Source organism: Pseudomonas sp. GW821-FHT09D08, from assembly GCF_059416305.1.
Genome location: NZ_JBWKOX010000003.1, coordinates 516,866 through 537,973 on the forward strand (window position 1 = coordinate 516,866; position 21,108 = coordinate 537,973).

Here is a 21,108-nt window from a genome sequence, read left to right on the forward strand (position 1 = left end):
AAGGTAAGTCAATGGACCTACCATCGATACGTTGTTAACTATCGTCCCGCGCGAGGATGTATTCCTCGAGCAGCTTCTTCTCTTCTCCAGAAAGCGAGCGGCTTTCCAGAAGATCGGCGCGTCGTTCATAGGTCCGACCAAGGGACTGCTGTAAACGCCAACGCCGGATGTGTGCGTGATTGCCACTTAGCAATACGTCGGGAACACGCTGATCCGCATACACCTCCGGTCGGGTGTAGTGCGGGCAATCCAGCAAACCGTCCGTGAAGGAATCTTCCTCCGCGGAGTCCGCATGCCCTAAAGCTCCAGGCAGCAGTCGTGTAACCGCATCTATCAGGACCATCGCCGGCAGCTCGCCGCCAGACAGGACATAGTCCCCAATCGACCACTCTTCATCGACATGAGCTTCAATAAACCGCTCGTCAATGCCTTCATAGCGACCGGCAATCAGGATCAGTGCTTCCTCATTCGCCAGTTCGCGGACCCCAGCCTGCTTCAGCTGACGGCCTTGAGGGGACAGGTAAATTACCTTCGCCTTCTCCCCGGCGGCTGCCTTGGCCTGAACCAACGCGTCTTCCAGGGGCTTGATCTTCATCACCATGCCCGGGCCACCGCCAAATGGGCGATCGTCCACAGTGTGATGTCGATCCGTCGTGTAGTCTCGCGGGTTCCAACAGGTGAGCTGCAACAGCCCCTGTTTCACCGCCCGACTGGTGATGCCGTACTCGCTGATGGCGGAAAACATCTCGGGAAACAAACTGATCACTTCAATGCGCAAATTAGCCACGCTTAGAAGTCCGCGTCCCATTCCACCTTCATCTCGCCCGCCGCCAGGTCGACAGCCAACACGCATTGCTCGGTATACGGCAACAGGCGTTCGCGATCATCCAGGCTGCCAGCGCAAGGCTTGACCACCATTACATCATTGGCGCCGGTTTCCAGAAGATGATCGATTTTCCCGAACAATTGCCCGAGTTGATCAATAACCTTCAGACCTTCCAGCTGGTACCAGTAGTACTCGCCGTCGGTCAATTCAGGGAACAGGTTGCGCGGCACGCAGATCTCATAACCGGCCAGAAGACGAGCTTCTTCACGATCATCAAGACCCTTGAGCTTTGCGACCAGGAACTTATCGCTCCCGCGTCCACTGACCAGCTCGACCTGTTTCACACTACCGTCGCGCTTGAGCGTCCAGGTCTTGTACTGCAACAGGTTTTCAGTCGGATCAGTAAAGGAATACACCTTCACTTCGCCGCGAACGCCATGAACAGAATAAATCTTGCCGATAACGATCAAATCATCAGCAACAGTTGGCGTCGCGTTCATATTGCTCAGGCTGCGGCCTTAGCCGAGTCCTTCAACAACTTGGCAACACGCTCAGACGGTTGTGCACCAACGCTCAGCCAGTAGGCTACGCGCTCTTGGTTCACGGACAGGCGGACTTCTTGACCACGAGCGATCGGGTTGAAGAAACCTACTTGTTCCTTGTGAGAGCCGTCACGTGGGTTGCGGCTGTCAGTTACGGTCAAGTGGTAAAACGGGCGCTTTTTGGAGCCGCCAAGGGCAAGACGGATTGTTAGCATGTGAACATCGTTCCTGTAGTCGGTGCTGCAAATCTAAATGCACAGCGGGCATAGGTGCCCGAAAGGCCGCATATTCTAAGGAATATCCGGACTTTTGCAAATGTCTTTTTCTGGCGCCTATCAGCGTGCCATTCAGATCTGCTAGAGAGCCGTCGGTTAAAACGGCAGGTCAGCCCCCGCCAACGGCGGGTTTGCTGGAGATCCCACATCCCTGTGGGTCGGAGCAGGAGTGAACTCCCGCTCGAATACTTTACATTTTCGGCATGCCGCCGCCGGGCAACATACCGCCCATGCCGCGCATCATCTTGGCCATTCCGCCCTTGGCGGAGAATTTCTTCATCATCTTCTGCATCTGCTTGTGCTGCTTGATCAAGCGCCCGATGTCCTGCACCTGGGTGCCGGAACCCATGGCGATCCGACGCTTGCGCGAACCGCTGATCAGCTCAGGGTCGCGGCGCTCGGCCGGGGTCATGGAGTTGATGATGGCTTCCATCTGCTTGAATTGCTTCTCTGCCGCGCCCTGGGCATTGCCCATTTGCGCCAGGTTCACGCCGCCGATGTTCGGCAGCTTGTCCATCAGGCCGCCGAGGCCGCCCATGTTCTTCATTTGTTGCAGCTGGTCACGGAAGTCTTCGAGGTCGAAGCCCTTGCCCTTCTTCAACTTTTTCGCAAGCTTATCGGCTTTGTCCTTGTCGAGCGTCGCTTCGGCCTGCTCGATCAGGCTGAGCACGTCACCCATGCCGAGGATACGCGAGGCGATACGCTCAGGGTGGAACGGCTCGAGCGCTTCGCTCTTCTCGCCCATACCGATGAACTTGATCGGCTTGCCGGTGATGGCACGCACCGACAGCGCGGCACCGCCACGGGCGTCGCCGTCGACCTTGGTGAGGATCACGCCGGTCAGCGGCAGCGCGTCGCCGAAGGCCTTGGCGGTGTTGGCCGCATCCTGGCCGGTCATGGCGTCGACCACGAACAGCGTCTCGACCGGGTTGATCGCGGCATGCAGCGCCTTGATCTCGCCCATCATCTCTTCATCGATGTGCAGGCGACCGGCGGTATCGACGATGACCACGTCGATGAACTTGAGCCTTGCTTCTTTAATAGCAGCGTTGGCGATGTCGACCGGCTTCTGGCTCAGGTCGGACGGGAAGAAGGTCACGCCCACTTCGCCCGCGAGCATTTCCAGCTGCTTGATGGCCGCCGGACGGTACACGTCGGCCGATACCACCATCACGGACTTCTTCTTGCGCTCTTTAAGGAAGCGCGCCAGCTTGCCGGCGGTGGTGGTCTTGCCCGCACCCTGCAGACCGGCCATCAGCACGACGGCCGGTGGCACGGCACTGAGGTTCAAATCTTCGTTGGCCGCGCCCATCAGGCTTTCGAGTTCGGCCTGGACGATTTTCACAAAGGCCTGGCCCGGGGTCAGGCTGCGGGACACTTCAGTGCCGACCGCGCGCTCCTTGACCGAGTTGACGAAGTCCTTGACCACAGGCAAGGCGACGTCGGCTTCCAGCAACGCCATGCGCACTTCGCGCAGGGTGTCTTTAATATTGTCCTCGGTCAGCTTGGCCTTGCCGGTTACATGGCGCAGCGTCTGCGAGAGACGGTCAGTCAGGTTTTCAAACATGCGCGATCCTTTCAGGCCCTATTCATCGAAATGCATTGGTAGACCGAGGTAATGGCGGCCCAGGCTGTGGTAAATCGCTATTAAACACAGCGTTCGGCGAGCCTGCGGCGTGGGCAGGTCGCGGATTATAGCGAAGACTGCGCCCATGCACACCCGCTGTCTGGCCCTGGAGTCTTTCGTGGAACGCAGGTGTATGCCAAACTCAGCGCCTTTCGGGCTTGTCTATCAGGATTTATGCTCCCCTTGTCACCCAGTTTGCTACCCAGCCTCGCCGCCGCCATCTTGTATGCCGCTGCGACCCTCTATCAGGGCTCTCGTCTGGCCCAAGGCGCCAAGGCGGACAAACGCCTGCTGGTCGGCCTGGGCGTCCTCGCCCTGCTGGCCCATGCCGCGAGCCTGTTCACCCACCTGATGACGCCGGTTGGCCTGGGCCTGGACTTCTTCAGCGCCGCCAGCCTGATCGCCGCGGCGGTGATTGCGCTGACGCTGATGGCCTGTTATCGGATTCCTGTCGAGAACCTGCTGGTCCTGCTCTTCCCATTGGGCGTGCTGACGGTGCTGCTCGCGCAGTTCGCCCCCACCGGCACGGTGCAGGTGATCGATGAAGAGCCAGGCATCCTCGCCCATATCCTGCTGTCGATCCTGGCCTACGGCATGTTCACCATCGCGGTGTTCCAGGCCTTGCTCCTGCTGTTGCAGGACCACCAGCTCAAGCACAAGCACCCTTCCGGGCTGATCAAGAACTTCCCGCCGCTGCAAACCATGGAAAGCCTGCTGTTCGGTTTCCTGTGGGCCGGCTGGACGCTGCTGTCGCTGTCGCTGATTTCCGGTTGGCTGTTCGTCGAAAACCTGTTTGCCCAGCACCTGGTGCACAAGACCCTGCTGGCGTGCCTGGCATGGGTGGTGTTCAGCGTATTGCTGTGGGGCCGCAACCGCCTTGGCTGGCGCGGGCACAAGGCGATTCGCTGGACCCTGGCCGGTTTCTGCCTGCTGATGCTGGCCTATTTCGGCAGCAAGCTGGTTCGCGAATACATCCTGCATATCTGACGGGCAGCCAAAATGGACAACTTGCCCCTGGGGCCGATGCTCGCGGTAATCGCCCTGCTGGTGTTATGGGCGGCGCTGTTTACCGCCATCGAAGCCGCACAACAACACCTCCTGGCCCTGCGACCCGGTACACGCCAGGGCGACAAGGCTGCCGCCCGCCTGAGCTTCCCGCGCCACAGCCTGATCCTGTGCAATAGCCTGTGCCGTGCGGCCGTGGTCATCCTCTGCACCCTGCTGGCGATTTATGCCTGGGCACAGAACGGCCCGTGGCTCGGCTGGCTGATCTCCTGCGCCGTCCTGCTGATCCTGGCCGACTACCTGCCCCGCGCCCTGGCAACCCGGCATCCGCACGCGGTGCTGGGCTTTGGCAACACATTGCTGGGCGTGCCGTTGAAAATCCTCTACCCCGCCGCCTGGCTGCTCAATGGCATCAGCCTGTTGCTGCTGCGCCCGTTTGCCCGAAAGCCCGGCGTGGTGAAAAACAGCGACGAGCCACTGCCCGACCACGACGATGAAGCGCAGCCCGAGGCCGACGACAGCCGTACCCCAGGCATGCCGGGCATCCACGCCCTGGACAACATCACCGTCAATGACATCCTGGTGCCCCGCAGCGAAGTGGACGGTATCAACCTGGATGACTCGATCGAAGAAATCATCGAGCAACTGCGCACCTCCCCGCGCACTCGCCTGCCGGTGTTCCACAGTGACATCAACCAGGTCGAAGCCGTACTGAACACCCGGCTGATCCAGCATCTGCTGCCGGACGCCAGCCTGACCAAGGAAGCCTTGCTCGCGGCCTCCTACGAACCCTACTTCGTCCCGGAAAGCACGCCCCTGCAGCTGCAATTGCTGAACTTCCACAAGCAGCAGCGCCGCCTGGGCATGGTGGTGGATGAATACGGCGAAGTCCTGGGTATCGTCACCTTGGAAGATATTCTCGAAGAAATCGTCGGCGAATTCGAAAACGAGCAAAGTGCGGACAACCCGCATATCGAAGCGCAGCCCGATGGCCGCTATATCATCGACGGCGCCGCGTCGATCCGCGAATTGAACAAGAGCCTGGGCTGGCACCTGCCCAGCGATGGCCCCAAGACCCTCAACGGCCTGGTCACCGAGGCCCTGGAAACCATTCCGGATTGCGCGGTGTGCCTGAAGATCGGCCGCTACCGCCTGGAAATCCTCGAGACCGAGGACAACCGCGTCAGCAAGGTGCTGATCTGGCATACCAGCCACATGCCTGTGGCCGCATGACTTCCTGATAAACCGCAATCCAGTCACTTGTTGTAATTCCAAACCCCTTCCTATAATCCCTGCGGCTTACCCAAGCCCCCGCCCGACCGCGTGCTACCCGCACTCAGCGTGTCCAGGCACCGCTTTACCATGTCCGACCGGTGTTCGCTCCCATCCCGAGCCGCCCCGCGCACAACCCTGATCCAAGGGTGTTCGACCCAATAATAATCCGCGTCCAAACGCGCAATGACCGTCAGGGATACCGCCATGAGCACCACCTATAACGAGGCCGCGACCGCCGCCCCGACCAACTCGACCGCACGTGTCGCCACCGCGAGCATCGTCGGCACCGCCATCGAGTTCTACGACTTCTATATCTATGCCACGGCTGCCGCGCTGGTGATCGGGCCGGTGTTCTTTCCGCAGACTTCCGGTACCGCGCAGATGCTGGCGTCGTTCCTGACCTTCGGTATCGCCTTTATCGCGCGCCCGCTGGGCTCGGCGCTGTTCGGCCACTTCGGCGACCGCATCGGCCGCAAATCGACCCTGGTGGCCTCGCTGCTGCTGATGGGTGTGTGCACCACGCTGATCGGCTTGCTGCCCGGTTATGACAGCATCGGTGCCTGGGCACCTATCCTGTTGTGTGTGCTGCGCTTCGGCCAAGGCCTGGGGCTTGGCGGGGAATGGGGCGGTGCAGCGTTGCTGGCCACCGAGAACGCGCCGAAAGGCAAGCGCGCCTGGTTCGGCATGTTCCCGCAACTGGGCCCATCGATCGGATTCCTGGCGGCCAACGGTTTGTTCCTGATCCTGGCGATGAGCCTGAATGACGAGCAGTTCCGCAGTTGGGGCTGGCGCATCCCGTTCATCCTCAGCGCAGCCTTGGTGATGGTCGGCCTGTATGCGCGCCTGAAGCTGCATGAAACCCCGGTGTTCGCCAATGCCGTGGCGAAGGAAGCCCCGGTGAAAGTGCCGCTGGTGGAGCTGTTCAGCCAGCATTGGTTGCCGGTCCTGCTGGGCGCCGCGTCGATGGTAGTGTGCTACGCGCTGTTCTACATCACCACGGCCTTTTCCCTGAGCTACGGCGTTTCGACCCTGGGCTACAGCCGCGAGACGTTCCTGGGGTTGCTGTGCTTTGCAGTGCTGTTCATGGGCCTGGCCACACCGTTGGCGGCCTTGGCCAGTGATCGCTACGGGCGCAAGCCGGTGCTGATCGTCGGCGCGATCCTGGCGATTCTGTCGGGTTTCACCATGGAGCCATTGCTGACCCACGGCTCTACCTGGGCCGTGGCACTGTTTTTGGCCCTGGAGCTGTTCCTGATGGGCGTGACCTTCGCGCCGATGGGTGCGCTGTTGCCGGAATTGTTCCCGACTCGCGTGCGTTATACCGGGGCTTCGGCGGCGTATAACCTGGGTGGGATCGTGGGTGCTTCGGCCGCACCGTTCTTCGCAACCAAGCTGGTGGCGATGGGTGGGCTGAGTTATGTCGGCGGGTATGTGTCGGCGGCGGCGTTGCTCAGCTTGATTGCGGTGCTGTGCCTGAAAGAGACGCGGAATAATGATTTGAACAGGGTTGCCTGATAAACAGCTATCGGGGCAAGCCCCCTCCCAGATTCGAGTGTGGGAGGGGATTTGCCCCGATGCTTTTAGAGCTCTACCACAACCGCTTGGGCAGCACGGGTCGCCTTGGCCCGCGCAGCCTCGATCGACTCATCCCGCGCCAACGCCACGCCCATGCGGCGCTGGCCATTCACTTCTGGCTTGCCAAACAGACGCAACGCCGTGTCCGGCTCGCTCAAGGCCGCGCCGAGGTTGGCGAATGCGGTCTGGGTCGACTGCCCTTCCACCAGAATCACCGCCGAAGCCGAAGGCCCGAACTGACGGATCAACGGGATCGGCAGGCCGAGGATGGCGCGCGCATGCAGGGCAAACTGTGACAGGTCCTGGGAAATCAGGGTCACCAGGCCGGTGTCATGGGGGCGCGGCGACACTTCGCTGAACCACACCTGATCGCCTTTGATGAACAGCTCCACGCCAAACAGGCCACGACCGCCCAACGCCTCGGTCACCGCCTTGGCCACGCGCTCGGACTCGGCCAGGGCAACCGGGCTCATGGCTTGCGGCTGCCAGGATTCCTGGTAGTCGCCCTTCTCCTGACGGTGGCCGACCGGCGCGCAGAAGGTGGTGCCGCCGATGTGACGGACGGTCAGCAGGGTGATTTCGTAGTCGAAGTCGATAAAGCCTTCGATGATCACCCGGCCTTTACCGGCACGCCCGCCTTCCTGGGCGTAGTCCCAGGCTTTCTGCACGTCGTCGACGCTGCGCAGCAGGCTCTGGCCCTTGCCCGACGAGCTCATCACCGGCTTGACCACGCAGGGGAAGCCCAGGTCCTGGACGGCCTTGCTGTAGTCTTCGAAGGTGTCGGCGAAGTGGTACGGCGAGGTCGGCAGGTCCAGCTCTTCGGCGGCCAGGCGACGGATGCCCTCACGGTTCATGGTCAGCGACGTGGCGCGGGCGGTCGGGATCACGGTGAAGCCTTCGGCCTCCAGCTCCACCAGGGTCGCGGTGGCGATGGCTTCGATTTCCGGCACGATGAAGTGCGGCTTTTCCGCTTCGATCACCGCACGCAGGGCGGCGCCGTCGAGCATGTTGATCACATGGCTGCGATGGGCAACCTGCATGGCCGGCGCGTTGGCGTAGCGATCCACGGCAATCACTTCTACGCCCAGGCGTTGCAGTTCAATCACCACTTCCTTGCCCAGCTCACCGCAGCCACACAGCAAAACGCGGGTCGCGGTTGGCGACAATGGAGTTCCGATTCGGGTCATCTCAGGTCCTCAGGGGAGCGGATCATGGGGAGAAAGGCCGGCATTTTACATGAACTGTAAAAATTGGCCTCAGTTGGCGACGGCCCGCTTGCGGATGCGCCAGGCCATGATCAGCCACACCGCCGTGACCCCGGCGAACTTCGACGCCAAGGCGGTGCCCACCACGGCAGGGGTGAGCGCACCGATCAGGCCGAAGAAGATAAAGGTATCAAGGGGAATGCTCAGCGCCGAACTTATCCACAGGCGGTCGTGGAGCGGGCGCTTGGTGATGCTGAACACCAGCCAGTCGATGCATTCCGACACCGCGAATGCCGTGGCGCTGGCCAGGGCAATGGAGGGGTCGGAGGTGATATACGACAACGCCAGCGCCGCCAGCATGGCGATGATCGCCCCATGGCCGAAGCGGGTTTGCACCATGTCGCGCAGGATAAACACCAGGCCGCCCCAGGCCGACCAGATGACGTCCAGGTGCGGGGCGGTGGAGAAGGCGAAGTTGATCAGCACGACGCTGCTGATGTAGGCGATCAGGAAGAGCATGGGGCGATGGACCTGTGAACAAGGGGCACAGGGTACTTCACATTTGGAAATATGTCGTCTGGGAGGGCCTCATCGGGGGCAAGCCCCCTCCCACACTTAACCGCGTTTAATCTGTAGGAATGCGGTCAAAATGTGGGAGGGGGCTTGCTCCCGATGGCGATCCATCAGGCGCCGGATTTACCAGAAGCCATAAACACCAACCCCCCCGCCACCGCCCGCTCATGGCACAACCCCAACACCACCCGCCGCTCGGCGTTGTCCATGCGGCTCCAACGCGTAATCTCATCCACGGTGCGCTGGCAGCCGGTGCAGATATCGTCATCATCCAGCGCACAAATACTCACGCAGGGCGAGGCAACAGGTCGTTCAACTGCACTCATTCTTCCTGCTCTACCAGATCCCGCGCGTAACGCTGGGCGTTATGCACATAGTGCGCAGCGCTGGCTTCCAGCATCCGCTTCTGTGCGTCGGTCAATTCACGCACCACTTTGCCCGGCGAGCCCATCACCAGGGAACCATCGGGGATTTCCTTGCCTTCACCGATCAACGAGTTGGCGCCGATGATGCAGTGCTTGCCGATCTTGGCGCCGTTGAGGATCACCGCATTGATACCGATCAGGCTGTAATCGTCGACCGTGCAGCCATGCAGCATGGCGTTATGGCCGATGGTCACGCCGGTGCCCAGGGTCAGCGGGTAGCCCATGTCGGTGTGCATCACGCTGCCGTCCTGCACGTTGCTGTTCTTGCCGATCAGGATCAGCTCGTTGTCGCCACGCAGCACCGCGTTGAACCAGACGTTGGCGCCCTCCTCCAGCTTGACCTTGCCCACCAGCGTGGCATTCGGCGCCACCCAGCTGTGTGGATGGGTCTCGACGCGGGCGTCGCCCAGGCGGTATTTCATGGTTTTCCCTCACGGCTGGCCGTTCAAACGACGGCTTAGGTATTGATGAAGCTCTTGGGCGGCTGGTGCAGGCTGATCTGGGCGTCGTCATAAAGCAGGTTGATCAACTCGACGATCATGATTGCCGTCAGGCCCCAGATCTTGTATTCGCCGAAGCGATAACTGGGCACGTACCAACTGCGGCCCTGGTAATCGATTCGGTGGGTATGTTCGCGCGGGTCCTGTCGGAAAAAATCCAAAGGCACGCTGAAGACGGCGGCAATCTCGGCATCGTTGGCCAGGTACTCGACGTAGTCGGGGATCACCCCCACATAGGGCGTGACCCGGATGCCGTGCAGGGAGATCAGCGGGCTCAGCGGGCCGATGACTTCCACCAGGCCGGGGGGCAGGCCGATTTCTTCTTCGGCTTCACGCAGGGCGGTGAAGATCAGGTCCGGGTCTTCGGGGTCGCGGCGCCCGCCGGGAAAGGCCACTTCGCCACCATGGGTCGACAGGCCGCTGGCGCGCAGGGTCAGGATCAGCTCAGGTTCGTCACTGCGGGTAATCGGCACCAGCACCGCGGCCTCGGGGAAACGCCCATCGGTTTCCAGCGTGTGGGGGGTGTGATTGCTTACCCGGCGAAGTAGCTCGTCCAGCATGAGTCATCTCGGTCTGTTGGCTACCTTGCATCATGCACCAAAGCCGCCGGGCGCCCAACCCCAAAACCCGGAGCATGTCGCTAAACGACAACTTGCAGGGCCCTGCCAGCCAAGCCAAGATAGACGCACTTTCCAGGAACCCCAGCATGAATTTCTGCAGCCAGTGCGGTAAACCGGTTACCCAGCGCATTCCCGAAGGCGACGCTCGCCTGCGTTTCGTGTGTGATCACTGCTCGACCATTCACTATCAAAACCCCAATATCGTCGCCGGCACCCTGCCGGTATGGGGCGATAAAGTGCTGCTGTGCCGCCGCGCCATCGAGCCGCGCCTGGGTTACTGGACCCTGCCCGCAGGTTTCATGGAAAACGGCGAGACCGTGGAACAGGCCGCCATGCGCGAAACCCTGGAAGAGGCCTGCGCCCGGGTGCGCAACCTGAGCATTTACACCCTGATCGATGTGCCGCACATCAGCCAGGTGCATATCTTCTACCGTGCCGAACTGGTCGACCTGGACTTCGCCGCAGGCCCCGAAAGCCTCGAAGTGCAGCTGTTCGACGAGGCGGACATCCCTTGGTCCGAGCTGGCTTTCCGCACGGTCGGGCGTACCCTAGAATACTTTTTCGCTGACCGCCGCCAGCAGTCGTTCCCGGTGCGTAGCGAAGCCGTGCCACCTCTTTCCAAGCCCGCCCAATAACCATTCGGCAGCTCGTCGCCACAGGGATACCGTTTTAATGCGTTGGTTGCTTGCTCTGATCTGCCTGTCGTTCGCCACGCTTTCGCCGGCCTCTACCGTGGAAACCCTGGGCGGCAAGACGGTCGAAAAAGTCCTGGTGCTCAAGTCCGCCCACCAATTGCAGTTGATCAACGACGGCAAGCCCCTCAAGACCTATCGTATTTCCCTGGGCAAGAACCCCAAGGGCCACAAGCTGATCGAGGGCGACCGCCGCACGCCGGAAGGCCTGTACTGGATCGACTGGCGCAAGACCAGCGACCGCTACTACCTGTCCATGCACATCTCCTACCCGAATATCAGCGATGCCGCCCGCGCTCGCCGCGAAGGGGTGAAGCCCGGCAGCATGATCATGATCCACGGCACGCCCGACACCGAAGAGTACCCGGAGCAGTGGTTTCACACCCTGGACTGGACCGACGGCTGCATCGGCATGCGCAACGTCGACATGCGCGAAGTCTGGAACCTGGTCAAGGACGGCACGCTGATCGAGATCCGCCCGTAAATCTTCGACCGTTCGTAATTTAATTAAAAAATCTTTCCCTCCTCCGCCCAGGCATGCCGGTGAATACCAATTCATCGCGCGGGCTGCGCACTTCTGCGCGCGATAAAGACCTCTCTAATACCACTTGATACCAGGCACCATTAAGGCGCCCTGAAACCGGTACTCGCACCGTTTTGGCAGCATTGACATGGTATTTAAGTGGTATTAGCTTCCGGCCAATACCGGGCGACAACACTCCAATAACCGCATCGGAAACCTCATAGATGAACCCCATCCTGACGCTGCGTCCCGACGACAAACAATCCACGCCGCTGTACCTGCAATTGGCCCGCAACCTGGAAGCGGCGATCCATGCCGGCCAGTGGAAATCCGAACAGGCCCTGCCCTCGGAGCGCGCCCTCAGCGAACAGCTGAGCATTTCGCGGGTGACCGCCCGCAAAGCGTTGGAAGTGTTGTTCGCCCAAGGCCTGATCCGCCGTAGCCAGGGCTCCGGCACCTTTATCACGCCACGCCTGGAGCAGCCGCTGTCGCGCTTGTCGGGGTTCAGCGAGATGTTGCGCCTCAAGGGCTTTGTGCCCAGCTCCCAATGGCTGGAGCGCGAGATCACCCCGCCGACCCACGAAGAACTGATCCGCCTGTGCCTGTCGCCGACCGACAAGGTGGCGCGCCTCAAACGCCTGCGTAAAGCCGATGACACGGTAATGGCCATCGAGATGACCGCCATGCCCGCCTCGGTACTGCCGCAGCCGCAAGCCATCGGCCATTCGCTGTACGAATACCTGGAAGGCATCGGCAAACCTATCGTTCGCGCCCTGCAACACATCCAGGCGATCAACGCCTCGGACGAATTCGCCCGGCTGGTGGGCATCGCCCCCGGCACCGCCATGCTGCTGATGACCCGGGTCGGCTACACCGCCGACAACACGCCGATCGAAATCACCGACACCTACTGCCGCAACGACTACTACGACTTTGTCGCAGAGCTTCGCCGTTATGACTTTGCCGCCGAGTTGCGGCCTTAGAGAACTGCCCATGTCCGAAGACAATATCCTCACGCCCCACGGCTGGATTCGCGGCCGCCTGGTGCACCAGCACGGCAAGGTCATCGCCATCGAGGGCGAGCCTTGCGACCCGGCTGAAAACGACTTGCCCTACCTGCTGCCGGGGTTTATCGACCTGCACGTCCACGGCGGCGGCGGTAAAGACATCATGGAAGGTGCCGACGCTTTCGAGACCATCACCCGCACCCATGTGCGTTTTGGTACGACGTCGCTGTTGGCCACCACCATGACCGCGCCGGTGGAGGAAATTTCCAGCGTACTGGGGCAACTCGGGCGCTTCTGCGAGCAGCGTCCTACGGGCAGCGCCCGGGTACTCGGTGTGCACCTGGAAGGCCCCTACATCAATCCGGGAAAACTCGGCGCGCAACCCAACTTCGCCCACACCGCCTTGATGGCCGAAGTCGAAGCCTACCTGCGCCTGGCGCCGATCCGGGTGATCACCATCGCCCCGGAAATCGCCGGCCACGACGCCCTGATCCGCGCCCTCAGCGAGCGCGGCGTGCGCATGCAGATCGGCCACACCCTGGGCAGCTATGAAGAAGGCGTCGCCGCCCTCGCCGCCGGCGCCACCAGCTTCACCCATTTGTACAACGCCATGAGCCCGTTGCATCACCGCGAACCGGGCATCGTCGGCGCAGCACTGGCCCACGCCAAGTACGCCGAGCTGATCCCGGATCTGCTCCACGTGCACCCCGGCGCCATGCGCGTGGCCCTGCGCGCGATCCCGTGCCTGTACTGCGTCACCGACTCCACCGCCGCCGCCGGCATGCCCGACGGCGAGTACAAGCTGGGCAGCCACACCGTGACCAAATGCCTGGGCGGCGTGCGCCTGGCCGACGGCACCCTGGCCGGCAGCACCCTGACCATGGATCAGGCGCTGCGCAACCTGGTGAAAATCGGCCTGCCCATCAGCGAAGCCTCACAACGCCTGTCGCAATTTCCGGCGGACTACCTGGGCCTGGAACAACGCGGTCGCCTGCAAACCGGCAGCTTTGCCGACTGCGTGCGCCTGGACCGCTCCCTGCACCTCACCGACGTCATGGTCGAAGGAGAAACCATTGTCTTCAAAAATGCTTGAAGAGGCCTTGGCCTCCGGTGACGCCGTCGCGGCGCAACTGCAACGCCTGGAACCGTTGCTGGAAGAAGTCGCCGGCCGCCTGCGCCGCCAGCCGCCGCAAGTGGCGATGACCATTGCGCGGGGCAGCTCGGACCACGCCGCCAGCTACTTCGCCTACCTGGCCATGCAGCATGTCGGCATCCCGGTGGCGTCGTTGCCGATGTCGGTGGTGACCTTGTTGCAAGCACCCATGAAAGTCAGCGGCCAGGTAGCGTTCGGTTTCTCCCAGTCGGGGCAAAGCCCGGACCTGGTCAACAGCCTGCGCCTGCTGCGCAAGCGTGGCGCCTTGAGCATCTCGCTGGTCAACGCCGAAGACTCACCATTGGAAGCCGCCTGCGAATTCCATGTGCCCCTGTGCGCCGGGCCGGAACTCAGCGTGGCCGCGACCAAGAGCTTTATCGCCACCCTCAGCGCCAGCACGCTGCTGATCGGCCACTGGAACCAGGAGCCCGACTTGCTGCAAGCCTGCCAGGCCCTGCCCGAAGGCCTGCGTGAAGCCGCCGGGCAGGACTGGACGCCCGCCATCGAGGCGCTGCGCGGTTGCCAGCAACTGATGGTGATCGGCCGTGGCGCCGGGTTTGCCATCGCCCAGGAAGCCGCGCTCAAGCTCAAGGAAACCTCGGCGATCCAGGCCGAAGCCTTCAGCAGTGCCGAGGTCCGTCACGGGCCGATGGCCTTGATCAATGAAAACTACCCACTGCTGGTGTTCGCCCCGCGCGGTGCCGAACAAGCCGGCCTGTTGAGCCTGGCCGCCGATATGCGCCAACGCGGTGCCCGCGTGCTGCTCGCAGCACCGGACGATATCGCCGAACGCGACCTGACCCTGAGCCGCGCCGAACACCCGAGCCTGGACCCGATCCTGGCGATCCAGAGTTTCTATGTCATGGCGGCCGGCCTGTCCGTCGCCCGAGGCCTGGACCCGGACCAGCCGCGCCACCTGAGCAAAGTTACCCGCACTCACTGAGTCGCGCTTTCCTGATGAGTACCGTGCCCATGCCCAACAACAATAATGAACTGACCCTCAACGCCCCCCTCAGCGGGCCGTTACTGGCCCTGGGCAATGTGCCTGACGACGTGTTCGCCGGCGGCGCCCTGGGCGACGGCATGGCTATCGACCCGCTCAACGATTGCCTGCATGCGCCGTGCGATGGTGTGGTCATCCATGTCGCCCGTACCGGCCACGCCTTGACGATACGCGCTGACAACGGCGCCGAAGTGCTGCTGCACATCGGCATCGACACGGTCGAATTGAACGGCGAAGGGTTTGCCCTGCTGGTCAAGGAAGGCGCACGGGTCAGCAACGGCCAGGCGCTGGTGCGCTTTGACCTGGACCGTATCGCCCGCCAGTGCAAAAGCCTGGTCAGCCTGATCATCCTCACCAATGGCGAACACTTTGAACTGCGCCCGCTGGCCGCGAAAACCGTCAGGCTGGGCGACCCCCTGGTGCAGGTTGTGCCGCGTGCGAACGCAGCGCAGCAAACGGCTGTGGATAACGCCGTCGCCGAAGCCAGCGCCAGCGTGCGCGTGACTCACCGTGGCGGCCTGCACGCACGGCCGGCGGCGTTGATTCGCAAGACCGCCCAGGGTTTCAGCAGCCAGGCGCTGGTGCACTTCGGCGCCAGGTCGGCCGCCTGCGACAGCCTGATCGGCCTCATGGGGCTGGGCATTGGCGAAGGCGACGAGGTGCGCGTGACCTGTCGCGGCAAGGACGCCGAGGCCGCGCTGCAGGCGCTGGTCGCGGCCTTGTCCGCCGCCGTCAAGGCAGAACACCACGCACCGGTCGTCGCCATGCCGCGCCGGGCAACCACGGAAGTTGATGTGTTGCAGGGCGTATGCGCCGCACCGGGACTGGTCTGCGGGCCGTTGTTTCGGCTGGCGGGTATCGAGTTGCCTTCGGACCCCGGCCATCACGTCACTGACGAACAACTGCAACGCCTGGACGCAGCCCTGGAGCAGGTGCGCGGTGAAATCCGCAGCACCCTGGACCAGGCGCGCCAACGCAAGGCCGTCGAAGAAGAAGAGATCTTCGCCGCCCACCTGGCCCTGCTCGAAGACCCCGCCCTGCTGGACGCCGCCACCGAAGCTATCGAACACGGCAGCGCCGCTACCCATGCCTGGCGCGATGCTATCCAGGCGCAGTGCGCGGTATTGCTGGCCCTGGGCAAGCCGCTGTTCGCCGAACGCGCCAACGACCTACGCGACCTGCAGCAACGGGTCCTGCGCGCACTGTTAGGTGAAGCCTGGCATTTCGAATTGCCTGCGGGAGCGATTGTCAGCGCCCATGAACTGACTCCTTCGGATTTGCTGCAACTGAGCGCACAACAGGCTGCCGGGATCTGCATGGCCGAGGGGGGCGCCACGTCCCATGTCGCCATCCTGGCGCGGGGCAAAGGCTTGCCATGTGTCGTCGCGTTGGGCGCTGAGGTGCTCGATGTGCCGCACGGCCAGCGCGTGGTGCTCGACGCCGGCAACGGCCGCCTGGAACTGGCCCCCAGCGCGGCGCGTCATGCCGAAGTCCACCGGATCCGCGACGCGCAGACACTGCGTCGCCGGCAGCAACAGGCCCAGGCCCAACAACCGGCGCAAACCCGCGATGGCGTGAACATCGAAGTGGCCGCCAATGTCGCCTCCAGCGCCGAGGCCCAGGTGGCCTTTGAAAACGGCGCTGACGGCGTCGGCCTGCTGCGCACCGAATTCCTCTTCGTCGACCGCCGCACCGCGCCGGATGAACAGGAACAATGCCACGCCTATCAAGCCGTGCTGGATGCCATGGGCGACAAGTCGGTGATCATCCGCACCATCGACGTCGGTGGCGACAAGCAGCTCGATTACCTGCCGCTGCCCGTCGAAGCCAACCCGGTGCTGGGCCTGCGCGGTATTCGCATGGCCCAGGTGCGCCCTGAACTGCTCGATCAGCAATTGCGCGCCCTCCTGCAAGTCAGCCCCTTGCAACGCTGCCGCATCCTGTTGCCGATGGTCAGCGAAGTCGACGAACTGCTGCAGATTCGCCAGCGCCTGGATGAGTTGTGTGCAGAGCTGGAACTGAGCCAACGCCCCGAACTGGGGGTGATGATCGAAGTGCCCGCTGCGGCGCTGATGGCCGAACAATTGGCCGAACATGCGGACTTCCTGTCCATCGGCACCAATGACCTGTCCCAGTACACCCTGGCCATGGACCGCGACCATGCGGGCCTCGCCGCGCGTGTCGATGCGCTGCACCCGGCGCTGTTGCGGCTGATCGCCCAGACCTGCGCCGGCGCGGCGAAACACAAACGTTGGGTCGGCGTGTGCGGCGCCCTGGCGTCCGACCCACTGGCCACGCCGGTGCTGGTCGGCCTGGGGGTCAGCGAGTTGTCCGTCAGCCCGCCGCAAATCGCAGAAATCAAGGACCGCGTCCGCCACCTGGACGCGGCGCAATGCCGGCAACTGAGCCTTGGCCTGCTTGACCTGAGCAGCGCCAAGGCGGTTCGCCAAGCCTGTCAACACCACTGGCCGCTGAGCTGACAACAACAAGAAAAAGGAGACCCGCCATGTACCCATTATTTATCGAAGGCCTGCAACGCCTGGGCCGCGCGCTGATGCTGCCCATCGCCATCCTGCCGATTGCCGGCCTGCTGCTGCGATTGGGTGATACCGACCTGTTGAACATCGCGGTGATGCACGATGCCGGGCAGGCGATTTTCGCCAACCTGGCGCTGATCTTCGCCATCGGCATCGCCGTGGGCTTTGCCCGTGACAATAACGGCACGGCGGGACTGGCCGGGGCGATTGGCTACCTGGTGATGATCTCCACCCTCAAGGTGATGGACAGCAGCATCAACATGGGCATGCTCGCCGGTATCGCCAGCGGCCTGATGGCCGGTGCGCTGTATAACCGCTTCAAGGACATCAAGCTGCCGGAATACCTGGCGTTCTTCGGCGGGCGGCGGTTTGTGCCGATTGTCACCGGGTTCTCGGCGGTGGCGCTGGGGGTGATCTTCGGCCTGATCTGGCCGCCGATCCAGCACGGCATCAACAGCTTCGGCGTATTGCTGATGGAGAGCGGCAGCTTCGGCGCGTTCGTATTTGGCGTGTTCAACCGCCTGCTGATCGTCACCGGCCTGCATCATATCCTCAACAATATGGCGTGGTTTGTATTCGGTACCTTTACCGACCCGGTCACCGGTGCCGTCGTCACCGGCGACCTGACCCGCTATTTTGCCGGCGACCCCAAAGGTGGCCAGTTCATGACCGGCATGTTCCCGGTGATGCTGTTCGGCCTGCCCGCCGCCTGCCTGGCGATGTACCGCAACGCCCTGCCGGAGCGGCGCAAGGTGATGGGCGGGATCTTCCTGTCCATGGCCCTGACGTCGTTCCTCACCGGGGTGACCGAGCCGATTGAATTCGCCTTCATGTTCCTCGCGCCGTTCCTGTACCTGATCCATGCACTGCTCACCGGCCTGTCGATGGCGGTGACCAATCTGCTGAACATCCACCTGGGTTTTACCTTCTCCGGTGGGTTTATCGACATGGTGCTGGGCTGGGGCAAATCCACCAATGGCTGGCTGGTGATCCCGGTGGGCCTGGCATACGCGGCGATCTACTACAGCGTGTTCAGCTACTGCATCCGCCGCTTCAACCTGAAGACCCCGGGCCGCGAGGATATCCAGGTGGCACAGGCTGAAGCGATGACTGATAACCAGCGCGCCACGGCTTATATCCGGGCCTTGGGCGGTGCGGCCAATTTGCTCAGTGTGGGCGCCTGCACCACGCGCCTGCGGTTGGACATGGTTGACCGCAACAAAGCCGTGGATGCCGAGTTGAAAGCCCTGGGCGCCATGGCCGTGGTGCGGCCTGGCAATGGCGGCAGTTTGCAGGTGGTGGTCGGGCCGCTGGCGGACAGCATTGCCGATGAGATTCGGTTGGCGATGCCAGGGTTTGTGGCCCCCGCTCCCGTAACGGCTGCGCCTGTGGATAAGCCGGTTGCGGTGAATGTGCAGGAGGCCGAACAATGGCTGGCCGCACTGGGCGGTCGAGGCAATGTGCGCCAGCTGGAAGCGGTGGCGATGACCCGGCTGAGGGTGGAGTTGGGTGATGATTCGATGGTGTCCGAAGCTCAACTGACGGCGTTGGGTTGCCAAGGTGTGCGCCAGCTGGATAGCGGGGTCTGGCACCTGTTGATGGGTGACAAGGCATCGGGGTTGGGAGAAGCATTGGAGCGCTTGGTTGGTGGTCGTGAGGTAGGCGCCGGGGTATAGAGCGGCGGTGACCGTACTGGCCAATCGCGAGCAAGCCCGCTCCCACATTTGATCGTATTGCCAAGTCGGGCACCGATCAAAATGTGTGCGGGCTTGCTCGCGAATGGGCCTCATCGGCGCCGAATTACTGCTGCGCAGGCACCTCGGATAAATCCAGCACTCGATCCACCATCAACTGGATCCCCTCCACCATCCGATGAATCCCCAGCACCGCATCACGCTGCGAGCCGTCGATATCAAACGCCAGATGGGCCGCCAGCGCCTGCACGGACGCCAGGTCCTGGGATGCGTTGGCAAGCAAGGTTTCGCTGTTCAGATGGGGACGTACGGTGAAGAGTTGGTCGGTGGGTGGAGAGGCGGATGGGGGATTTGGACTGTCTTTGATCATGGTAATGCTCCTCAAATAATGGGAACTACCCACATCACTTGCAGATGATGGGTGGCAGCTGTGTGCGGGCCTGCAAGACCAAGGAAGGAGCATCCCGGGTAGACCCGAAGGTCTCCCGCACACAGCCACCATAAAAGCGATGACCATGAAAAGCGCCACGATTATAGCGGCGCTAATGAGCTCCAACATAACTTCGGCGGGCTTGCAGTCCCGGTCGCTGAATAAGCAGCGACTGGCGAAGGTTAGTGAGGGGAGTTCCGAGGGACAACCTGAACAGCTTGTGGGAAATCTCCGAGAGCTGAAGATATCGCAGACAATAAAAAACCGGCCTAAACCGGGTCCTTTGATCGCGACCAACGCTTAGGTAGGCGCTGCTGCACGTTGTTGCGCCTCGTAATGGCGGGTCTGAAAAGGTATCAACGCCTGAGCCTTCAAACCCAGCCCTTCACTCAACCCCCAAGACACTGCCAGCTCATCACGACGACGGCGAAGCGCAACAGTACCTTGTGGTTTCACGTTTTGTCTGGAAGCAGAAAACAACTCAAGCGCTTTCAACGCTTCCATTACCCGACTGTCTGTCGCACACGAAAAACGCGTGAATCGCTCAAGCAAGTAGCCTGCGCGACGAAGTTCCACCTCACTGGAGTGTTCCTCCAGAAAAGCTTTCACCTCGCCCACAAGGTTCGCTTCCGAGTACCAAACCGCTTTCGCTGCACTGACAAGAGCAGTGTCATCAGCCTGACTCAAAGGTTCTTTGACCAGAGTCCCCAAGGCGCAAGAGAGGACTGGACCATCAAAAGGCTTCGTCAACTTCAGTGTCCAGATAATCGTGCAAAATATTGGTCAGAATGGATCTAGGTGGCTCTTTATTACCAACATACATATCAATCGCCTGCAACGCCAGCCGGCGGAACTCAGTGGTCACAATGAAGCCGGCCCTAAGCAACGCCATGATATCGCCAATGTCCTGATCAGTCGCTCTACCCAGTTTGGAAATTGCAATATCGATAGGCGCAGCTATACGCAGATGCAATGCAGACTCATCAGGAAACTCTTCGAGGGGAAGACTGCGTTCCCAGTAATCTTCGTGAAGCGGGCCAAAACCCGTGTTGTACTGAAGATCGTAATTCAGTTCCATTACACGGCCAGACTGCTGGTCGAAAAACTGCTCTGGAAACTCGGCCAGCAATGTCCGCAGACGCAGCTTGTCCTGAATATTCGCGCAATAAATCTCTGCATCCACGTCAGTGGAAACACGGTGGTGCGTATATAAATGAACAGCGCAACCACCGAATACGATGACCTTGACCGCGCCTGACGCGGCGCCCTCAAGCATTAACTCCACCTCGATGGACTTGAACATTGAAACCAATGCTTGCCCCAGTGCAGTACTCGTATTGAGCCTAGGAACAACGACGTCTGGTAACTCCATTATTGAATCTCAAGCCGGTGCAACGTTACTGAACGGGTCTTGAGTTCAAACCCCGATCACTGAATTGTCAGCGACCGGCGAAGGTTATTGAGGCAGGTTCCTAGGGACAACCTGAAAGGGTTGTAGGAAACATGCAGGTTGTCGCCGGTTAGATTTATTCCCACCAATCAAAAAACCTACTTATCTACCTCCCTGCCAATGGCCCGCCTGCGCATGCTCAAGGTTCTTATCCCCGCATGGAGAGCGTAC

22 protein-coding genes are annotated in these 21,108 nt (G+C 61.7%); 10 read left to right on the forward strand and 12 right to left on the reverse strand.

The window, feature by feature from the left end:
- Positions 1–34: 34 nt before the first annotated feature.
- The 4 genes from trmD to ffh all read right to left on the reverse strand — a co-directional run bounded on the left by trmD (position 35) and on the right by ffh (position 3,210).
- Positions 35–808 (reverse strand): tRNA (guanosine(37)-N1)-methyltransferase TrmD, encoded by a 774-nt coding sequence (gene trmD, locus AC07OP_RS08620; protein WP_016977714.1) that lies wholly within the window; start codon positions 806–808, stop codon positions 35–37.
- A complete protein-coding gene (gene rimM / locus AC07OP_RS08625; RefSeq protein WP_495100486.1) occupies positions 790–1,326 on the reverse strand; it encodes a ribosome maturation factor RimM in 537 nt (178 codons plus the stop codon). Before rimM ends, trmD begins: the two co-directional genes overlap by 19 nt.
- Before the next feature lie 5 nt (positions 1,327–1,331).
- Positions 1,332–1,583, reverse strand: coding sequence for a 30S ribosomal protein S16 (gene rpsP, locus AC07OP_RS08630; protein ID WP_003238923.1), 252 nt, complete (start codon positions 1,581–1,583; stop codon positions 1,332–1,334).
- A gap of 250 nt (positions 1,584–1,833) precedes the next feature.
- Positions 1,834–3,210, reverse strand: coding sequence for a signal recognition particle protein (ffh, locus tag AC07OP_RS08635; RefSeq protein WP_003175900.1), 1,377 nt, complete (start codon positions 3,208–3,210; stop codon positions 1,834–1,836).
- Positions 3,211–3,444: 234 nt separating this feature from the next.
- Here ffh and AC07OP_RS08640 point away from each other — a divergent pair, with 234 nt between their 5' ends.
- From AC07OP_RS08640 to AC07OP_RS08650, 3 genes are all read left to right on the forward strand, one after another.
- Positions 3,445–4,257, forward strand: coding sequence for a cytochrome C assembly family protein (locus tag AC07OP_RS08640; protein ID WP_065939219.1), 813 nt, complete (start codon positions 3,445–3,447; stop codon positions 4,255–4,257).
- 12 nt (positions 4,258–4,269) lie between these two features.
- Positions 4,270–5,508: a transporter associated domain-containing protein gene (locus AC07OP_RS08645; protein WP_495100485.1), complete on the forward strand. Its 1,239-nt coding sequence runs from the start codon at positions 4,270–4,272 to the stop codon at positions 5,506–5,508.
- A gap of 246 nt (positions 5,509–5,754) precedes the next feature.
- On the forward strand, positions 5,755–7,065 hold the full coding sequence (locus AC07OP_RS08650; RefSeq protein WP_495100484.1) for an MFS transporter: 1,311 nt from the start codon (positions 5,755–5,757) through the stop codon (positions 7,063–7,065).
- Positions 7,066–7,130: 65 nt separating this feature from the next.
- Here AC07OP_RS08650 and purT read toward each other — a convergent pair whose 3' ends face one another.
- The 5 genes from purT to AC07OP_RS08675 all read right to left on the reverse strand — a co-directional run bounded on the left by purT (position 7,131) and on the right by AC07OP_RS08675 (position 10,388).
- Entirely contained in the window at positions 7,131–8,312 is a 1,182-nt protein-coding gene (purT, locus tag AC07OP_RS08655) for a formate-dependent phosphoribosylglycinamide formyltransferase (RefSeq protein ID WP_141155932.1), read from the reverse strand.
- Positions 8,313–8,381: 69 nt separating this feature from the next.
- Positions 8,382–8,849: a VUT family protein gene (locus tag AC07OP_RS08660; protein ID WP_281112847.1), complete on the reverse strand. Its 468-nt coding sequence runs from the start codon at positions 8,847–8,849 to the stop codon at positions 8,382–8,384.
- A gap of 164 nt (positions 8,850–9,013) precedes the next feature.
- Positions 9,014–9,229: a DUF1289 domain-containing protein gene (locus AC07OP_RS08665; protein WP_027605451.1), complete on the reverse strand. Its 216-nt coding sequence runs from the start codon at positions 9,227–9,229 to the stop codon at positions 9,014–9,016.
- Entirely contained in the window at positions 9,226–9,750 is a 525-nt protein-coding gene (locus tag AC07OP_RS08670; protein ID WP_065939223.1) for a gamma carbonic anhydrase family protein, read from the reverse strand. Before AC07OP_RS08670 ends, AC07OP_RS08665 begins: the two co-directional genes overlap by 4 nt.
- Before the next feature lie 35 nt (positions 9,751–9,785).
- Complete coding sequence (locus AC07OP_RS08675; RefSeq protein WP_015885706.1) at positions 9,786–10,388, reverse strand: CoA pyrophosphatase; 603 nt, start codon at positions 10,386–10,388, stop codon at positions 9,786–9,788.
- Positions 10,389–10,534: 146 nt separating this feature from the next.
- Here AC07OP_RS08675 and AC07OP_RS08680 point away from each other — a divergent pair, with 146 nt between their 5' ends.
- The 7 genes from AC07OP_RS08680 to nagE all read left to right on the forward strand — a co-directional run bounded on the left by AC07OP_RS08680 (position 10,535) and on the right by nagE (position 19,039).
- Positions 10,535–11,083, forward strand: coding sequence for an NUDIX hydrolase (locus AC07OP_RS08680; protein ID WP_092489929.1), 549 nt, complete (start codon positions 10,535–10,537; stop codon positions 11,081–11,083).
- Between the two features lie 37 nt (positions 11,084–11,120).
- Positions 11,121–11,624, forward strand: a complete 504-nt coding sequence (locus tag AC07OP_RS08685; RefSeq protein WP_027605448.1) for a L,D-transpeptidase family protein — start codon at positions 11,121–11,123, stop codon at positions 11,622–11,624.
- Between the two features lie 263 nt (positions 11,625–11,887).
- Entirely contained in the window at positions 11,888–12,646 is a 759-nt protein-coding gene (locus tag AC07OP_RS08690; RefSeq protein WP_027605447.1) for a GntR family transcriptional regulator, read from the forward strand.
- 10 nt (positions 12,647–12,656) lie between these two features.
- Entirely contained in the window at positions 12,657–13,763 is a 1,107-nt protein-coding gene (gene nagA / locus AC07OP_RS08695) for an N-acetylglucosamine-6-phosphate deacetylase (RefSeq protein WP_495100483.1), read from the forward strand.
- Entirely contained in the window at positions 13,756–14,766 is a 1,011-nt protein-coding gene (locus tag AC07OP_RS08700) for an SIS domain-containing protein (protein ID WP_495100722.1), read from the forward strand. The genes nagA and AC07OP_RS08700 overlap by 8 nt, the downstream gene beginning before the upstream one ends.
- Before the next feature lie 29 nt (positions 14,767–14,795).
- On the forward strand, positions 14,796–17,306 hold the full coding sequence (ptsP, locus tag AC07OP_RS08705; RefSeq protein WP_495100482.1) for a phosphoenolpyruvate--protein phosphotransferase: 2,511 nt from the start codon (positions 14,796–14,798) through the stop codon (positions 17,304–17,306).
- 26 nt (positions 17,307–17,332) lie between these two features.
- Positions 17,333–19,039: an N-acetylglucosamine-specific PTS transporter subunit IIBC gene (gene nagE / locus AC07OP_RS08710; protein WP_495100481.1), complete on the forward strand. Its 1,707-nt coding sequence runs from the start codon at positions 17,333–17,335 to the stop codon at positions 19,037–19,039.
- A 124-nt stretch (positions 19,040–19,163) separates the two neighbouring features.
- On the opposite strand, the gene AC07OP_RS08715 is transcribed toward nagE, so the two are convergent.
- The 3 genes from AC07OP_RS08715 to AC07OP_RS08725 all read right to left on the reverse strand — a co-directional run bounded on the left by AC07OP_RS08715 (position 19,164) and on the right by AC07OP_RS08725 (position 20,859).
- Positions 19,164–19,427: a DUF6124 family protein gene (locus tag AC07OP_RS08715; protein WP_495100480.1), complete on the reverse strand. Its 264-nt coding sequence runs from the start codon at positions 19,425–19,427 to the stop codon at positions 19,164–19,166.
- Positions 19,428–19,787: 360 nt separating this feature from the next.
- Positions 19,788–20,237 (reverse strand): hypothetical protein, encoded by a 450-nt coding sequence (locus AC07OP_RS08720; RefSeq protein ID WP_495100479.1) that lies wholly within the window; start codon positions 20,235–20,237, stop codon positions 19,788–19,790.
- Positions 20,221–20,859, reverse strand: a complete 639-nt coding sequence (locus AC07OP_RS08725; RefSeq protein WP_131697962.1) for a DUF6036 family nucleotidyltransferase — start codon at positions 20,857–20,859, stop codon at positions 20,221–20,223. Before AC07OP_RS08725 ends, AC07OP_RS08720 begins: the two co-directional genes overlap by 17 nt.
- Positions 20,860–21,108: the final 249 nt, after the last annotated feature.

Bases quoted from the DNA above. Each gene is read 5' to 3' on its own strand.
- AC07OP_RS08665 (WP_027605451.1), bottom strand. From the start codon at position 9,229: ATGAGTGCAGTTGAACGACCTGTTGCCTCGCCCTGCGTGAGTATTTGT.
- trmD (WP_016977714.1), bottom strand. From the start codon at position 808: ATGGGACGCGGACTTCTAAGCGTGGCTAATTTGCGCATTGAAGTGATC.
- AC07OP_RS08715 (WP_495100480.1), bottom strand. From the start codon at position 19,427: ATGATCAAAGACAGTCCAAATCCCCCATCCGCCTCTCCACCCACCGAC.
- ptsP (WP_495100482.1), top strand. From the start codon at position 14,796: ATGCCCAACAACAATAATGAACTGACCCTCAACGCCCCCCTCAGCGGG.
- AC07OP_RS08690 (WP_027605447.1), top strand. From the start codon at position 11,888: ATGAACCCCATCCTGACGCTGCGTCCCGACGACAAACAATCCACGCCG.
- AC07OP_RS08650 (WP_495100484.1), top strand. From the start codon at position 5,755: ATGAGCACCACCTATAACGAGGCCGCGACCGCCGCCCCGACCAACTCG.
- purT (WP_141155932.1), bottom strand. From the start codon at position 8,312: ATGACCCGAATCGGAACTCCATTGTCGCCAACCGCGACCCGCGTTTTG.
- rimM (WP_495100486.1), bottom strand. From the start codon at position 1,326: ATGAACGCGACGCCAACTGTTGCTGATGATTTGATCGTTATCGGCAAG.
- nagE (WP_495100481.1), top strand. From the start codon at position 17,333: ATGTACCCATTATTTATCGAAGGCCTGCAACGCCTGGGCCGCGCGCTG.
- AC07OP_RS08675 (WP_015885706.1), bottom strand. From the start codon at position 10,388: ATGCTGGACGAGCTACTTCGCCGGGTAAGCAATCACACCCCCCACACG.
- nagA (WP_495100483.1), top strand. From the start codon at position 12,657: ATGTCCGAAGACAATATCCTCACGCCCCACGGCTGGATTCGCGGCCGC.
- AC07OP_RS08725 (WP_131697962.1), bottom strand. From the start codon at position 20,859: ATGGAGTTACCAGACGTCGTTGTTCCTAGGCTCAATACGAGTACTGCA.
- AC07OP_RS08685 (WP_027605448.1), top strand. From the start codon at position 11,121: ATGCGTTGGTTGCTTGCTCTGATCTGCCTGTCGTTCGCCACGCTTTCG.
- rpsP (WP_003238923.1), bottom strand. From the start codon at position 1,583: ATGCTAACAATCCGTCTTGCCCTTGGCGGCTCCAAAAAGCGCCCGTTT.
- AC07OP_RS08640 (WP_065939219.1), top strand. From the start codon at position 3,445: ATGCTCCCCTTGTCACCCAGTTTGCTACCCAGCCTCGCCGCCGCCATC.
- ffh (WP_003175900.1), bottom strand. From the start codon at position 3,210: ATGTTTGAAAACCTGACTGACCGTCTCTCGCAGACGCTGCGCCATGTA.
- AC07OP_RS08670 (WP_065939223.1), bottom strand. From the start codon at position 9,750: ATGAAATACCGCCTGGGCGACGCCCGCGTCGAGACCCATCCACACAGC.
- AC07OP_RS08680 (WP_092489929.1), top strand. From the start codon at position 10,535: ATGAATTTCTGCAGCCAGTGCGGTAAACCGGTTACCCAGCGCATTCCC.
- AC07OP_RS08645 (WP_495100485.1), top strand. From the start codon at position 4,270: ATGGACAACTTGCCCCTGGGGCCGATGCTCGCGGTAATCGCCCTGCTG.
- AC07OP_RS08700 (WP_495100722.1), top strand. From the start codon at position 13,756: ATGCTTGAAGAGGCCTTGGCCTCCGGTGACGCCGTCGCGGCGCAACTG.
- AC07OP_RS08660 (WP_281112847.1), bottom strand. From the start codon at position 8,849: ATGCTCTTCCTGATCGCCTACATCAGCAGCGTCGTGCTGATCAACTTC.